15 protein-coding genes are annotated in these 15,358 nt (G+C 68.2%); 3 read left to right on the top strand and 12 right to left on the bottom strand.

Going from position 1 to position 15,358, the window contains the following annotated elements; all coding sequences use genetic code 11:
• The first annotated feature begins 127 nt into the window (after positions 1-127).
• Positions 128-1,438, top strand: coding sequence for an N-acetylmuramoyl-L-alanine amidase (locus ABF401_RS08240; protein ID WP_353509061.1), 1,311 nt, complete (start codon positions 128-130; stop codon positions 1,436-1,438).
• On the opposite strand, the gene ABF401_RS08235 is transcribed toward ABF401_RS08240, so the two are convergent.
• Entirely contained in the window at positions 1,429-2,112 is a 684-nt protein-coding gene (locus ABF401_RS08235; RefSeq protein WP_353509060.1) for an N-acetyltransferase, read from the bottom strand. The two genes, ABF401_RS08240 and ABF401_RS08235, sit on opposite strands and share 10 nt — an antisense overlap.
• Positions 2,113-2,268: 156 nt before the next feature.
• Here ABF401_RS08235 and ABF401_RS08230 point away from each other — a divergent pair, with 156 nt between their 5' ends.
• Entirely contained in the window at positions 2,269-3,288 is a 1,020-nt protein-coding gene (locus tag ABF401_RS08230) for a glutathione S-transferase family protein (RefSeq protein ID WP_353509059.1), read from the top strand.
• 62 nt (positions 3,289-3,350) lie between these two features.
• Here the strand turns inward: ABF401_RS08230 and ABF401_RS08225 are convergent, their stop codons facing one another.
• From ABF401_RS08225 to rpmH, 11 genes are all read right to left on the bottom strand, one after another.
• Positions 3,351-4,184, bottom strand: coding sequence for an alpha/beta fold hydrolase (locus ABF401_RS08225; protein WP_353509058.1), 834 nt, complete (start codon positions 4,182-4,184; stop codon positions 3,351-3,353).
• A 92-nt stretch (positions 4,185-4,276) separates the two neighbouring features.
• Complete coding sequence (locus ABF401_RS08220) at positions 4,277-5,167, bottom strand: metallophosphoesterase family protein (RefSeq protein ID WP_353509057.1); 891 nt, start codon at positions 5,165-5,167, stop codon at positions 4,277-4,279.
• A gap of 159 nt (positions 5,168-5,326) precedes the next feature.
• Complete coding sequence (locus ABF401_RS08215; protein WP_353509056.1) at positions 5,327-6,208, bottom strand: Fpg/Nei family DNA glycosylase; 882 nt, start codon at positions 6,206-6,208, stop codon at positions 5,327-5,329.
• Between the two features lies 1 nt (position 6,209).
• Positions 6,210-7,301, bottom strand: a complete 1,092-nt coding sequence (locus ABF401_RS08210) for a ParB/RepB/Spo0J family partition protein (RefSeq protein WP_353509079.1) — start codon at positions 7,299-7,301, stop codon at positions 6,210-6,212.
• 263 nt (positions 7,302-7,564) lie between these two features.
• Positions 7,565-8,545 carry a ParA family protein gene (locus tag ABF401_RS08205; protein ID WP_353509078.1) on the bottom strand — a complete coding sequence of 327 codons (981 nt, stop codon included), beginning with the start codon at positions 8,543-8,545 and terminating at the stop codon, positions 7,565-7,567.
• An 835-nt stretch (positions 8,546-9,380) separates the two neighbouring features.
• On the bottom strand, positions 9,381-10,241 hold the full coding sequence (rsmG, locus tag ABF401_RS08200) for a 16S rRNA (guanine(527)-N(7))-methyltransferase RsmG (protein WP_353509055.1): 861 nt from the start codon (positions 10,239-10,241) through the stop codon (positions 9,381-9,383).
• A gap of 89 nt (positions 10,242-10,330) precedes the next feature.
• Positions 10,331-10,966, bottom strand: a complete 636-nt coding sequence (locus ABF401_RS08195; RefSeq protein ID WP_353509054.1) for a Jag family protein — start codon at positions 10,964-10,966, stop codon at positions 10,331-10,333.
• A 143-nt stretch (positions 10,967-11,109) separates the two neighbouring features.
• The gene (gene yidC / locus ABF401_RS08190; protein ID WP_353509053.1) at positions 11,110-12,204 is read right to left on the bottom strand and encodes a membrane protein insertase YidC; all 1,095 of its coding nucleotides are present in this window, start codon (positions 12,202-12,204) and stop codon (positions 11,110-11,112) included.
• A gap of 58 nt (positions 12,205-12,262) precedes the next feature.
• Positions 12,263-12,658, bottom strand: coding sequence for a membrane protein insertion efficiency factor YidD (gene yidD, locus ABF401_RS08185; protein ID WP_353509052.1), 396 nt, complete (start codon positions 12,656-12,658; stop codon positions 12,263-12,265).
• Positions 12,628-12,996: a ribonuclease P protein component gene (rnpA, locus tag ABF401_RS08180; RefSeq protein ID WP_353509051.1), complete on the bottom strand. Its 369-nt coding sequence runs from the start codon at positions 12,994-12,996 to the stop codon at positions 12,628-12,630. The genes yidD and rnpA overlap by 31 nt, the downstream gene beginning before the upstream one ends.
• 7 nt (positions 12,997-13,003) lie before the next feature.
• Positions 13,004-13,141 (bottom strand): 50S ribosomal protein L34, encoded by a 138-nt coding sequence (gene rpmH, locus ABF401_RS08175; RefSeq protein ID WP_331925413.1) that lies wholly within the window; start codon positions 13,139-13,141, stop codon positions 13,004-13,006.
• 531 nt (positions 13,142-13,672) lie between these two features.
• Here rpmH and dnaA point away from each other — a divergent pair.
• Complete coding sequence (gene dnaA, locus ABF401_RS08170; RefSeq protein WP_353509050.1) at positions 13,673-15,316, top strand: chromosomal replication initiator protein DnaA; 1,644 nt, start codon at positions 13,673-13,675, stop codon at positions 15,314-15,316.
• Positions 15,317-15,358 lie beyond the last annotated feature (42 nt).

The raw sequence follows: 15,358 nt of genomic DNA, 5'->3' as shown, positions 1-15,358 counted from the left end.
GCCCTCCCGCACGTGGCCCTCAGGGCGCGCCGTGCGGTGAGCTCGCCCCGATGGGGTGGGTCCGCTTACGGCGGTGCCACCCCATCGGCGTACTACAGTGCACAGGTCCCGTCCCCGAAGGAGGCCCGTGACCCCGCCCCAGGCCGTCGTGCTCCGTCGCGGAGACCGCGGACTCGCCGTCGCCGACGTCTGTGACCGGCTGGTCATCACCGGTGACCTGCCTGGCCGATGGATCGCCAGCGCCGGGCCGCGCGACACCGTCGAGTTCGGCGAAGAGGTCGAGCGGGCCGTCAAGGCCTTCCAGCAGCGCCGCGGGCTGCTCGTCGACGGGGTCGTCGGTCGGTCGACCTACTCCGTCCTCGACGGTGCCCGGTGGTCGCTCGGCGACCGCGTCCTCCGGTACCTGCCCGGGCACCCCCTCGAGGGCGACGACGTGGCGCAGCTCCAGGCCCGCCTTGCCGAGCTCGGTTTCAGCCCGGGCAAGATCGACGGGATCCACGCCGAGGCAACGGATGCCGCCCTCCGCGCCTTCCAGACGGGCGTCGGCCTCGACGCCGACGGGACGCTCGGCCCGGAGACGATGCACGCCTTCGCGGCGCTGCGCAGGTCCGTGACCGGCGGCTCGGCCATCGCGCTGCGGGAACGGGAACGGATCCGGCGGGGCGGCTACAGCCTCAGCGGGCGCACCATCGTCCTCGACCCGGGGCACGGCGGCGACGACTTCGGGACCACGGGGTTCGGCCTCGTCGAGTCAGACCTCGCGCTCGACCTGGCGCACCGCATCGAGGGGCGCCTCACCGCTCATGGCGTGGAGGTCGTCTTCACCCGGACCAGCGGGCCGGGTGGCGAGGAGTCCGAGCGCGCGGCGCTCGCCAACTCCCTTGACGCCGATCTGCTGCTGTCCATCCACACCGAGCACACCGAGCACACCGAGCACACCGGCCACGCTGACCATGGTGGTCACGCCGGCCACTCCGCCGGGGTCGCCGCGCACGGCGCCGCGACGTTCTTCTACGGACAGGTGGAGCAGCGCGGCGACCAGAGCGGTCAGGGACCCGGTGCGGCGGCCGCGCCGCGCGGCTGGTCGGTCATCGGCGAGCGTTTCGCGGACCTGCTCCTGCGTGAGGTCGTGGCCCGAAGCGGCCTCACCGACTGCCGCACCCACCCGCGCAGCTGGACCCTGCTGCGCCGGACCCGGATGCCGGCGGTCCAGCTCGACATCGGCTACCTCAGCCATCCGACCGACGTGGCCGTGCTGTCCAACTCGCACACCTTGGACCGCATTGCCGAGGGAGTCGTGGTCGCGCTCCAGCGCCTCTACCTGGGCGAAGCCGACACCGGCCACACCGGCATGCTCAGACTGGCCGACCTACGCCGCCACCTCGAGTCGATCGGTATGGCTCAGGCCGGGCAGGCGCGTCAGGCCCCTCACGGTTGACCGCCCAGCGACCGGCGCTGACCGACACGGGCACGGGTGACCCCATCTGGAGGTGTCTCAGGGACGGGGTGGGCGCCCGGCACCTTGGCGAGCGCCTTGCGCACCGCCGCCGCCGCGCCATCACGGATCGTCACGATCGTCCGCAGGTCCAGGCGTAGCCGCGGGTAGACCGGGTGGTCCCTCGCCACCCGGAAGCCGAGGTTCTCCACGAAGGTGCTCTCCAGGACACAGGGATGCTTGCCCACAGCGTGGGGACGTGCCGCGATGACCTCGATGGACCGCTCCCTGTGGCGCAGGGCCTCCTTGACCGCCGACTGGACGAGGACCTTGCGCAGCCCCCGACCGTGCTGGTCGGCGTTGATGCGCACGGTGACGAGCATCAGCGTCGCCGGGTCGGACGGCGCCGTCGGGAAGGCGGCGAGCCGCGGCACGTAGCGGGCGGGCGCGAGGAGCACGTAGCCGACGGACCGGTCGTCCACGTACAGGATGCGGCCAGGCGCACCCCAGTTCGCGGTCACCTCCCGAACCCAGTCGGCCAGCAGGTCGATCGGCTCCGTGCGGAGGATGTCGCCGTTGCGGGGAACGGTCTGCCAGAAGGTGCACAGCCCTGCTGAACTCGAGTCACCAGCGAGGTCGGCGACGCGATCGACGGTCAGCGGGCGCAGGTCACGCACGGCACAGCTCCTGCCGTCCGAGGTCCATGCCCCCATTCTGTCCCGCAGGGATCGAACGCGCTTGGCCGGCCCCGGCTGGCATGGACGCCACCGGCCTGCAACGGGACCCGACGCGGGGAAGTCGGCTCAGCGGCATACGGAATCTATGGTTGGGGCATGACAGAGCCGGGCAGCTACGTCGAGCCGAGCTACGAGCGGGACACGCGGTACATCACCACTCGGATCACAGCGGACGGTCGTGACGGCTACCCGGTGGAACCTGCGCGGTACCGTCTCGTCGTGGCGCGCGCGTGCCCGTGGGCCAACCGGGCGATCATCGTGCGCCGGCTGCTCGGGCTCGAGGACGCCCTGTCGATGGGGATCTGCGGCCCGGTGCATGACGATCGAAGCTGGACCTTCGACCTCGACCCCGGGGGAGTCGACCCGGTCCTCGGCATTCCACGGATCCAGGACGCCTACCTCAAGCGCGACCCCGACTACCCGCGCGGGATCACCGTCCCTGCGATCGTCGACATTCCCTCGGGCGCCGTCGTCACCAACGACTTCGCCCAGATCACACTGGATCTCTCGACGGAATGGCGTGCCTATCACCGCGAGGGAGCACCCGACCTCTACCCCGAGCGGCTCCGCGACGAGATCGACGACCTGGCCCAGGTGAACTACACCGAGGTGAACAACGGGGTCTACCGGTGTGGGTTCGCGGGGAGCCAGGAGGCGTACGACGAGGCCTACGATCGCCTGTGGCGTCGCCTCGACTGGCTCGAGGAGCACCTGGCCACTCGGCGCTACCTCGTCGGCGAGCACATCACGGAGGCCGACGTGCGGCTGTTCACCACGCTGGTCCGCTTCGACCCGGTCTACCACGGCCACTTCAAGTGTAATCGGGTCAAGCTCGTCGAGCTGCCGAACCTGTGGGGTTACGCGCGCGACCTCTTCCAGACACCTGGCTTCGGCGACACGATCGACTTCACCCACATCAAGGCCCACTACTACGTCGTCCACCGCGACATCAACCCGACCGGTGTGATCCCGGGAGGGCCGGATCTGTCCGTGTGGGCGTCGGAGCACGACCGTGCGGCGCTGGGCGGGTCCCCCTTCGGTGACGGAACGCCGCCCGGGCCGCCCCGCGAGGCGGCCCCGCCCGAGCACAACCCTGCACTGGCCCTCCTTGGTTGATGTCGTATGCCGCTGAGTTTCCTTGCGCTGCAAGGAGACTCGCGTGGGCGGTGGGGCGGTGATCAGCCGGCCGCGCGGCCGATGAAGTCGGCAATGGCCGGCGCCAGAGTTGTTGCGGGAACCTCGTGGAACCCGCCCTCGAGCTGCTGGTACTCACCTCTGGGCAGGCCCTCAGCCACGGCTCGAGCCGCCGCCGGGAGGAAGGGCAGCGTCGTGCCGGTGCTGCTGACGGCGAGGACCGGGGCCTCGATCCTCGCGAGCAGCTCGTCCGGCATGACGGGGCTGGGGCCCATGCACAGGCCGTCATAGCGGACCGTATAGGTCAGGGCGAGCAGGCCCTCCCACATCGGGGTGTCGCGCATCCCGTCGAGCATCTCCTCGGGGAGGCCGACGGCGCGCGTGTGGAAGTAGCGGAGGATCCCCTCCCGGTCGCCCTTGGCCTCGAGCTCCTCGAGCGTCTCGATGTAGCGCTCCGGCCATGGCGGAGCACCCTCGACCTTGTAGGGCGGCTCGAGCACCGAGGCCGTGGCCACCGGGGCGCCCGCGGCAAGGGCCTCGAGGACGAGGGCCCCGCCGGAGGAGACACCGTGGGCATGGGCGTGCTGACCAGCGGCCTCGTCCGGGGCCGTTGCCTCGATGACAGCAGTGAGGTCCTCGACCTCCCGCTGGACGGCGTACGGCTTGGTGTCGCCACTGTCCCCACGACCGCGGCGGTCATAGGCGACACCGGTGAATCCATGCGTCACGAGGGCCTGGGCCAGCTCACGCCCCGCGGTGCGGTCGTTGAAGGCTCCTCCCACGACGACCACGACGGGGCCGGCGCCGTAGGCCTCATAGGCGATCGGCGTCCCATCCGCTGAATGGGCGACCGCGTGGGTGGTCTGGTTGATGGTCATGTCTGCTCCTTGGCTCGAATGGATGCGTGGCGGTGACATCCCTGCGTCGATGGGCCACCCGGGTTCTCGACATGTCGGATCGCGACGTTTCCTCAGCGCTTGGTCGAGAAGACGGTCCGCCGCTGGTCCTTGGGCAGCGATGCGATGTGCTCGAGGACGGTTTCGCTGATTGCAGGCCACGACTTGTGCTGCTCGACCGGGACGACCGTGCCCACGACGTCGTCTGGGTGGACCTCGATGAGGTTCCAGGACTGGGGGCCGTCAACGCCCACGAGCAGCTCCCGGGGGGCGCCGGCGTCGTCGACATAGCTCACGCCGCCGGCAACGAAGACGGGAATCGTTCCCAGCGTTCCGAAGCTCGTCACGTGGAGGTGCCCGCTGAGGATGGCGCGAACGTCGGTGCCCTCGAGAGCTGCACGGAGTCTGGTGACGTCCTCGAAGTCGAGCAGCTGCATCATCGGCGAGTGGTACCTGATCGGCGGATGGTGCATGACGAGGATCGTGCCGTGCTCGGCTGGTCGTGCGAGCTGCGTTGACAGCCAATCATATTGGGCGTCGGAGAAGCCGCCGTGATGGAACCCCGGAAGGGCCGAGTCCATGCTGATGATGCGCAGCCCACGCACGAGCGTCACGCCGTCCTGCGGCTCGTCGGTGTCGATGCCGTAGAGGCCCAGGGCCAGTGCTCGGCGCTCGTCGTGGTTCCCGCCCGTCATGACAATGGGAACCCGGAGCCGTTCCCCCACCGCATCGACGATCTCACGGAGAAGCGTGTAGGCCTCGGGCTGCCCCCGGTCGGTGAGATCGCCTGACAGGACCAGCGCGTCGAAATGCTGGGCCGACTGCTCAACGCGAGCGAGCGTCTTGTGCAGCTGCGACACCGTGTCGATGTGGCCGTGCAGGAGCGCGTCCCCGGCAAGCAGGTGCACATCGCTCAGGTGCGCGATGACGTGGGTCGGTGCGGGCAGGCTTCCGGCAGGGACCATGGAGAGAGCGTATGCCGCCGGGCTGACGTCGGGGCGCCCCATCACCCTCACGTGAACCGCGTGGGGCCACCATGGCCGAGGCCATCGAGCTCGCGCCTTGGCCGCCGGCGACCCGTCGCGGCTGGGGCAGACGCGAGGACGCCTTGCGGGGTGGCCGGATCAGCGTTTGCGGCGTCGCTGGCAGCCGGGACACCAGTAGAGCGTCCGACCTCCGAGGGCCTGCTCGCGAATCCGGCGCCCACACCGATCACACCTCTCCCCCGTCCGCTGGTAGGTGTGGAAGCGCCGCTCGAAATGGTCGCCGAGCCGCTCCCCGGTGAGGCTCTCGGTGATCGCGAGCGATGACCCGTCCGCGACCAGCTCGGCTGCGGCGTCGACCTGGTCCTGCATGGTGAGGATCTGCGAGAAGGCCGCCCCGAGCGGGAGCAGCGTGACGAGGTCATCCCACAGCTGGGCCCAGAGGCGGCGCCCGAGCTCGCGCCCCGGGGTGAAGGGATCGATCCGGTGTCGGAACAGCACCTCGCATCGGTACACGTTCCCCACGCCGGCGAGAACGGATTGGTCCAGCAGGAGCTCGGCAATGATCTTGCGGCTCTGGGTGATTCGTGTCCAGGCCCGACCAGCGCCGTCCGCGAGCACGTCTGGCTCGTGGAGCGGGTCCGGGCCCAGCTTGTCGAGCACCAGCTGGCGCGACTGCTCGTCGATGAGGGCACAGATCATGGGTCCGCGGAGCTCCGCAACGTGCTGCCTGCCCTCGAGCCGGAGTCGCGCCGGTGACGTAGGCGGGCTCGCAGCTGCTCCATGTTTCACGTGAAACGAGCCGATGAGTCCGAGGTGAACGTGGAGGGTGAGGTCCGGGAGGTCGCGGAAGTCGATGAAGAGGTGCTTGCCTCGGGCCGAGGCGTGGTCGAGGATGCGGCCGTCGATCAGCGCGGCGTCGGCTGCGAACCGCCCTTGTGGACTCGACACGCCGACCTGCTGGCCGCCCAGGGTTCGGTTCAGGCGAGCGGCGAGGGCGTGGATCGTGTGACCCTCCGGCACGTCAGGGGTTTGACTCGAAGCCCATGATGCCGAGGATTCGCCTCAGGTCCTCCATCGACGCGAACTCCACGGTGATCTTTCCCTTGCGCTGTCCCAGCGCGATGTTGACGCGGGTCTCGAGATGGTCGGACAGACCTGCGGTGAACTGGTCCAGCTGCGGATGCCGGCCACCGGCGCGGGGTCGCCGCGGTCTCGGAGCGGTGTCACCATCACCGATGGCGACCAGCTCCTCGACGTTCCGGACGGAGAGCCCCTCGGCGACGATGCGCTGCGCCATGCGCTCCATGGCGGCGCCGTCGGGCAGCCCGAGCAGGGCTCGCGCGTGTCCCGCGCTGAGCACCCCTGCGGCGACGCGACGTTGCACGAGGGGAGGCAGCTTGAGGAGACGAAGCGTGTTGGAGATCTGTGGGCGCGAGCGACCGATGCGCTGGGCCAGCTCTTCGTGCGAGCAGCCGAAATCGTCGAGCAGCTGCTGGTAGGCCGCCGCCTCTTCGAGCGGGTTGAGCTGGCTGCGATGGAGGTTCTCGAGGAGCGCGTCCCGCAAGAGGGCGTCGTCGGTGGTGTCCTTGATGATGGCCGGAATCGTTGCGAGATCGGCCTCCAGCGTCGCCCGCCAGCGACGCTCCCCCATGATGAGCTCGAACTGCTTGCCGTCGGCCTCGGCAGCCTGGTCCGCGGGGATTCGACGCACCACGATCGGCTGGAGCACTCCGATCTCACGGATGGAGTGCACGAGCTCCGCCATGTCGTCCTCGTCGAAGACAGACCGAGGCTGCTTCGGATTCGGGCGGATCAGCTCGAGGTCAATCTCCGCGAACTGCGCGCCGGGGACCGGTGTCAACCCGCTCTCTGAGGGCGCGTCCTGGTACCCGGGACCGCCCTCGACGAGCGCCGGTGACTGGCCGTTTGCCGATCCGGTGTGACTGGCGCCTGAATCGACCTCACGCCCGGTGCTGGCGACCGATGAGGCGCCCTCGCCCCCCGACTTCTGGTCCGGAAAGAAGACATCGACGGGACGGCCGGATCCGCTCGTCGGAGCACTCGGGATGAGCGCCCCCAGTCCCCGACCCAATGCCCGCCGCTTCTCCGCCATGTCCAGTCCCCTCAACATCGTCCCCGCGACTCTCGCGCGGCCCAAGTCTAGGTGAGGGCTTGGCTCCTTCCGATGAGGCCTCCCTGACCGGAGCTTGTGTCACCGGTCCGTGTTTCACATGTAACCAGGCTCGCCTATCGGACGTCCGGCTCCGCCACGCTCTGTGATCGGTCGTCGCGATGGGGCGCCGCACAGCCAGGCGCCGTTTCACGTGAAACATCGCCACTCTGCTGGTCGGCCCCTCTGACGGCGGCGCCCGTTCTTCAGATGTTGCCGGCTTCGCCGCGGTCGGCAATCTCGCCGGCCGCCTCGAGATAGGCCAGGGCGCCGCTGCTCGTGGGGTCGTAGGTGAGGACCGTCTCACCGAAGCTCGGCGCCTCGGACACCCGGACCGATCTCGGAACCGTGGTCCTGAGCACCTCTGCGGGGAAGTGCTCGCGCACTTCGTCGGCCACCTGCGCCGACAGCCGCGTCCGGCCGTCGTACATCGTCAGCAAGATGGTCGAGACGTGCAGTTGCGGATTGAGGTGCACCTTGACCAGGTCGATGTTCTTCAGCAGCTGGGACAGCCCCTCGAGGGCGTAGTACTCGCACTGGATCGGGATGAAGACCTCCGACGCGGCGACCATGGCGTTGACGGTGAGGAGGCCGAGGCTGGGCGGGCAGTCGATGAAGACGTAGTCGTAGTCGTGTCCCGTCTCAGCGGCGGCTCGGATCGCCTTCTGCAGCCGACTCTCGCGAGCCACGAGCGATACGAGCTCAATCTCCGCGCCGGCGAGGTCGATCGTCGCCGGAGCGCAGAAGAGCCCATCGACGGTGGTGCACGGCTGGACCACCTCCAACAACGGGGCGCCGTCCACGAGGACGTCGTAGATGGAGGGCACCTCGGCGTGGTGATCGATCCCCAGCGCGGTGCTCGCATTTCCCTGCGGATCCAGATCGATGACGAGGATCCTGAGGCCAGACTGTGCCATCGCAGCCGCGACGTTGACCGTCGTCGTCGTCTTCCCCACTCCACCCTTCTGGTTCGCGACCGTCATCACCCGAGCCTGGACCGGCTTGGGGAAGGGTCGACCGATGAGCTGGATCCGCCGTCGGACGTTCTCGGCGACCGCGTGTTCGTCCTCGAGCGATCCCATCCCGTCACCGTGGTCGACGGTGTCGGTTTCACGTGAAACGGCCGTCGTCGTCGCCTTCACGACCGCTTCTTCCACATGGTTTTCCCCAGCATCCTGGGTGGCCACTTCGTGCGTGAATGCGTCGCCTTGGAGATCGATGTCCACATCACTGTCCACAGGGCTTCCCCCACCGCTCTTGAGATCCGGTTCTGACGTCAGGGGAGGATCCCGATCCTCGATCCGAGACCCTGTACCGACGGCGAACGCCGCGGTCGCGCCGACGTCCGGCGCCGAGTCGAGCGGCCCGACACCCTCGCCCGCAACGGCCAGGTCGCGATCGGCGTCAGCCGCAGCACCACCCACGAGCGGCGAAGGGATGGGTGGATGCAGCCCGACGTTCTGTTGCTCGTCAGTGGCCGAGGACGTGAAGTAGATGTTCGCCCCGATGGCGCGACCGTCCGAGGACCGCGTCTCTGCGTGGGTCCCGCTCCGAAGGGCCGCGCCAAACCCTGCCGACCTCCAGGGGCCGGTCGAGGGGAAGGCCTCGGCACTGGCCGCGTCCATGCCCCCGCCGTCCGGCTCCACCATTCGGGTACCCGCAGCTCCTGGGCCTGTCCGAGGGGCACCGCTCGCGGACGCGTCTGGGTCAGCGTGGGGGCGCGGCGACTGCGCGAACCCCACCTCAGCCGACGACGACTCGGGAGACACTTGCTCCACCTCGGCGGAGTCGGAATCTGGAGCGCGTGACTCCTGCCCCTCAACGCCGCCGGAGCCCTCCTCCTCGACTGTTTCACGTGAAACGGATGCCGAGACGTCGACCCACCCGAGGCGTCGATGTTCTGCCGTCGGCTCTGGAGCGGCGGAAGGCCAGCCTAGGTTGCTCACGGGGTGGTTACCTCCAAGGTGTGACGGTTGCCGTCCCTCCGGAACCTGCTCCGCCAACGGGATGGTCTCATCTCGATCATCGGGGACGCCGGCGCTGTTCGCGAGGCGACGAGCCGGTGGAGCGACCACCTCGAGGACGATCCGTCCTGCGCCGGGCCGAGCCGGCGCTGCTCGAGGTCATGGTCCGAAAGAGTCGTCGATCGATGGCCTCACCGATGGTCACACGCAGGACGATAGTCGGGTCGGGGACCATCCCCTCGCCGACCGACTCAACGTCCGCGTGGCGCACTCCGAGGCGCTGCAACGCGGCTCGGTGCTCAGCCAGCTCATCGGCAGCACGGCTTCCCTTCAGCGCAAGCAGGGAACCCCGTGGAGACAGGAGCGGCAGAGTCCACTGCGCAAGCTGGACGATGCCGGAGACCGCGCGTGCGGTGACCCACGGCGCGGTGAGCCGATCCCACATCGACTCTGCTCGCGCCGTGTGGATGACCACGTTGTCCAGGTCCAGCTGCGCGGTGACACCCGAGAGCCAGCCGGTCCGCCGGGACAACGGCTCAACCAGGTGCAGCTCGAGATCCGGTCGAGCAATCGCCAGCGCCAGTCCGGGTAGACCGGCCCCGGAACCGATGTCGATGACCCGCTGCCCGCGGGCGTCGGCCGGAATGAGGAAGTGGACCAGAGCGCAGTTGAGCACGTGTCGGTCCCACAGTCTCGGCGCCTCTCTGGGTCCGATGAGGCCGTGGGTGATGCCGGTGTCGGCCAGCACCCGCACAAACTCCTCGGCGCGGGGCAGGTGCTCACCGAAGACGGCTGCCGCGGCTTCCGGGGTCGGGGGCACACCATCGACGAGGTCGTCCTGCCGGTCGGATTGCGGGGACGGGTTCGTCGCGCCTCCCGGGGAGTCGCCAGAAGCGGCGCTTGTGTCAGAGTCGGACACGCCGTCTCCCCCATCCTCGAGTTCGTGGCGGCCGCTACCGCCAGCGCAGGCCATCGCCGGCGTGTTTCACGTGAAACCGTGCAGCGAGATCAAGCCGGGAGGATGACGACGTGCCGGTTTGGCTCGACGCCATCGGATTCCGAGACGAGTCCTGCTGCAGCGACGACGTCATGCACGATCTTGCGCTCGAAGGCGGTCATCGGCTCGAGATCCTTCTTCACCCCAGAGGACTGGACCTCCGCAACCGCCGCCTTGGCAACCGAGACGAGCGTGGCCCGACGGTCAGCCCGGTATCCAGCGACGTCGAGCATGAGCCGGCTCCGCTCGCCCGTTTCGACCTGAACGGCCAGGCGCGTCAGTTCCTGCAAGGCTTCGAGGACGCGGCCGCCGTCACCCACGAGTCGCCTCGGGACGCGGCCCTCCTCGGAGTCGACGATGGCCACAGCCGCACGGTCGCCATCCACGTCGACGTCGAGGTCCCCGTCGAGGTCGGCAATGTCCAGCAGCGTTTCAAGGAAGTCGGCGGCGATCTCGCCCTCTCGCTCCAGCTGACGAAGCCGGGTGGGCCGGCCGTGGGATTCGCTCCCAGTCGTCACCTCAGGGCTGGCTTCGAGGCCTGCTTCTACACTCGTCGGCCCGCCCGCCTCGACGTCCGACTCGGCGCTTGAGTCAGCGCTCACCGTCGGAAGGATCTCGGCATCGGTCTGCGGCGTCACGTCGCTCATGGGAGAAGTTGCTCCTTTATTCACAAAGTTCCCACAACCTGTGGATAACCGGCGATCCGCGGTTGTGTGTTCACGTCTGGATGATGTCCCGGCGGGCGTCACGCTCGAGTGCGGCCCACCCAACCGGAGGGCTGTGGCGCCCGCTAGGTGCGGTCCTTCGCGGATGACGGCTTCTTCGGACTCTGCTGTTTCTTCCCGGGTTGAGAGCCCCCGCCGGCCCCCGTTTTCGAGGGCCCTGCCTTGACAGCACCGGACGCAGGCCGGGGGCCGCCACCGGAGCCCTTCGCACGCTTCTTCCCCTTGGGCTGCTGCCGCTGTCCGGACTTCGGGCCCTCGACCTCAGGCTCCGCGGAAGCCTCGAGCCCGGGCACCGTGACGTGCTTCGTCTTGCGCCCCTTGCGGGTGTCCCGCTCGACCATGGCCTGGTAGGCCAGCGAGCCGGGGGCGGGCATGTTGCGGATGACGTAGAACTGCTGCCCCATGGTCCAGAGGTTCGTCGTGGTCCAGTAGATGAGCACGCCGATTGGGAAGTTGATACCCGAGATCGCGAAGAAGATGGGCATGAGGTAGAGCAGGACCTTCTGCTGCTTCGCGAAGGGGTTGTCGAGCGCAGCGGCCGGCATGTTCTTGCGCATCAGCTGGTACTGCGTCGTGAACGTCGTCGCCGACATGGCCACGATGAGCACGGCCGCGAGGATCTTGGGGCTGAGCGTCGTGGACGTCACGAAGGAGTCCGAGAGGCGGGCACCGAAGATCGTCGAGTTCTCGATCGCCAACGCGACCTCGTTGGTGATCGGACCGATGCCGGGCTGCTTGCCCTCCGCCTGCGCGCGCAGGTTGTTCAGCAGCTGGAAGAGCGCGAAGAAGAACGGTGACTGGAGCAGGATCGGCAGACAGGAGCTGAACGGGTTGGTGCCCGTCCGCCGGTAGAGATCCATGATCTCTTTCTGCTGCGCCTGCCGGCTCTCCGGATCGGACTTGCCCTTGTACCGCTTCTGGATCTTCTGCATCTCGGGCTGGATGAGCTGCATCTTGCGAGACGAGTGGATCTGCCGCACGAAGAGCGGGATGAGCAGGATGCGCACGACGACCGTCAGGCCGACGATGGAGAAGGCCCAGGCCCAACCAGACAGGTCACCGCTCAGTCCGAGCTTCTCGAAGACCCAGTGGAAGGCCCACATGACCCACGCTTCACCCAGCTTGATGGGGTAGAGCAGGGTGTTGAAGAATTCGCTCAACGGATGTCCTCTGTCGTCATGCGGTGGTTGTCGCTACCGCTTCGCACTGGTCGGCAAATCATGCCGGATGGTCAATTCGATGGGGCGTTCCCGGCGTCGGTTCCGGGCCGAACTCGTCACCGGGAGGTCGATAGTCCTCAGGCTTCCAGGAGTTGCGCTCATCCCACGTCATCGGGACGGGGTCCACGCCACCCGGGGTCCAGGGGTGGCACCGACACAGCCGCCGGATCGCCAGCCAGCCGCCCTTGAGCGGGCCGAACCGCTCGAGCGCCCCCACTGCGTAGGCGGAACAGCTCGGGTAGAAGCGGCAGGTCTGCGGCCGCATCGGAGAGATGAGCCGCTGGTACAGCTTGACGACCCAGATCAACGGCAGGGCCAGCGCTCGTCCGAGCGATCGGCGGGAACCCGACCCCCCACGCGTGGTCACGAGGACGCCTTGGAAAGTGAGCGGCATACGCGATCCACTTGCAGCGCAAGGGAGCCCGCGAGCTCGCGGTAGGTCGCACGGGCGGCGGCCGGGTTGGCGCGGACGACAACGTCAACCCCGTGCGGTATGCCGCTGAGCTGGGTTGCCATGATTCCCCGCAGTCGCCGTTTGGTCAGGTTTCGCGTCACGGCGTTCCCCACGGCCTTGGACACGACGAAACCGACGCGCGGCGGAAGTTCCGCCCGCGCATCGGTCCGGTTGGCATGCACGACGAGGAGTGGCCCGCCCGCTCTGCTGGCACCTGGTCCTCGCACTGCCGACGTGAAGTCCGCCCGATCACGCAAGCGGTGACGTGCCGGCAGCACGTCGGTCTCAGGCCGAGAGCTCGGAGCGGCCCTTGCGACGACGGGCAGTGATGATGGCGCGGCCGGCGCGCGTGCGCATGCGCAGACGGAAGCCGTGCGTCTTGGCGCGGCGACGGTTGTTCGGCTGGAAGGTGCGCTTGCTCACGAGGTTCTCCGTTGCTTGCGGGACGGACGGCAGGCGCCGACCCGATCCCGAGTCCAATCGAGTGGTTCAACTGCAGATTGCTGCTGCTGGCGACCGCAATCGGCAAGCCCATGGATCGACGCCACCGCAACCAGGCGCGCGCCACGGGCATGCGAAAGAGGTCGCCGACACGCTCGGTCAACGATACGTGAGCGGCGGAAGAGGGGTCAAACCCGGCCTCTGCCGCCCGATGCCGAACCGCAAAGCCTCCATCTTGGGCCATCGCAGCTCACGCGCAAGTCGACACGCCGAAGGTTCGTGCTTCTCGCAGACGGGGCAGTTGTCAGCCGCATCCCGGTGTTGTTAGGTTGCGGATCGCACGATGTCCGGCCGAGTGCGCCCTCCGCCGTCATGCACAGGGTGTGGACAATCGTGTGGAAAACGTCCGCATCGGGGGCCACGAGATGACAGGCTGGATACCGGCCTGTGCTCACAGCATGTCGGACAACCGAGCAGGGCGGGCAACAGAGCAGTCAGGGACAGGGTGAGGCAGTGACGGGCGGAGACGTTGACTACGGCCAGGTCTGGCATCAAACCCTCGCGTCGCTCGGCACTGCGGGAGTCACCGCTCAGGAGCGGGCCTTTGTCCGGTTGTGCCGGCTCGTCGGCGTGCTTGATCAGACCGCTGTCGTCAAGGTACCCAACACCTTCACCAAGGACTTCCTCGAGACCCGGCTCCAGGGCCAGGTCGTCGCCGCGCTCTCGGCGCATCTCGGGCATCCCGTCCGGCTTGCGGTCAGCGTCGACGAATCCCTCGACCAGGACAACCTCGGGCTGATCACGGACGAGCCGACCGGCCAACCCGCGCTGTCCGACATGGGCCGGGTCGCGCATGCTTTCGGGACGCGCGACCCACGACTGAATCCGATGCCGCCGCTCGTCGTCAGCGGAGACCCGCTCAAGGACCTGGATGCGAGCGCTCCCGACCTGTTGGCGGCCGATTTCGATCCGGCCACGACCCCGATGTACTTCGCCCCTTCGCCGAGTCCCAACGGGGTGGCCGCGGACCATCTGCAGCCGGGCCAGGTGCACCACGGTCAGGTCCCCGGTGGCGAGAGCGGCCCGCTGCGACAGCAACGACCCGAGCCCACGGCCCAGGCGAGCGACACGCGGCTGAACCCGAAGTACACCTTCGACACCTTCGTCATCGGCGCGAGCAACCGGTTCGCGCACGCCGCCGCTGTTGCGGTCGCGGAGGCGCCGGCGAAGGCGTACAACCCCCTCTTCGTCTACGGCGAGTCAGGGCTGGGCAAGACCCACCTGCTCCACGCGATCGGGCACTACGCCCGGACGATGTTCCCCAACGTGCGGGTCCGCTACGTGAACTCCGAGGAGTTCACCAACGACTTCATCAACAGCATCCGAGACGACAAGGCCAGCGCCTTCCAGTCCCGCTACCGCAGCGTGGACGTGCTGCTCATCGACGACATCCAGTTCCTCCAGGGCAAGCTCCAGACCCAGGAGGAGTTCTTCCACACCTTCAACACCCTGCACAACGCGAACAAGCAGATCATCATCACGAGCGACCTGCCGCCCAAGGAGCTGTCCGGCTTCGAGGACCGGATGCGGACGCGATTCGAGTCGGGCCTGCTCACCGACGTCCAGCCGCCTGACCTCGAGACCCGCATCGCGATCCTGCGCAAGAAGGCGATCCAGGAGCGGATGTCGGTGCCGGACGACGTGCTCGAGTACATCGCGAGCAACTTCAGCACGAACATTCGCGAGCTCGAGGGTGCGCTGATCCGCGTCACCGCCTTCAGCAACCTCAACCGCCAGCAGATCGACCTGCCCCTGGCCGAGATCGTCCTCAAGGACGTGCTCCCCAACGAGACGCCCAACCAGGTGACGGCGGCGACGATCATGGCCGTCACGTCCGCCTACTACGCGGTGACGATCGAGGACCTGTGTGGCTCGTCGCGGTCCCGCCAGCTCGTCACCGCGCGACAGATCGCCATGTACCTGTGCCGTGAGATGACGGACCTGTCCCTGCCGAAGATCGGGCAGCACTTCGGTGGCCGCGACCACACGACGGTGATGCACGCCGACCGCAAGATCCGCGAGCTGATGAGCGAGCGTCGCGCCATCTACAACCAGGTGACCGAGCTGACCAACCGGATCCGTCAGCAGTCCACCTGAGCTCTGCAGACATCAGCCGTATGCCGCTCAGTCCCGTCGCGA

It is taken from the genome of Intrasporangium sp. (assembly GCF_040414665.1).
Lineage (GTDB): Bacteria > Actinomycetota > Actinomycetes > Actinomycetales > Dermatophilaceae > Intrasporangium.
This window is presented reverse-complemented; position numbering and strand designations above follow the sequence as displayed.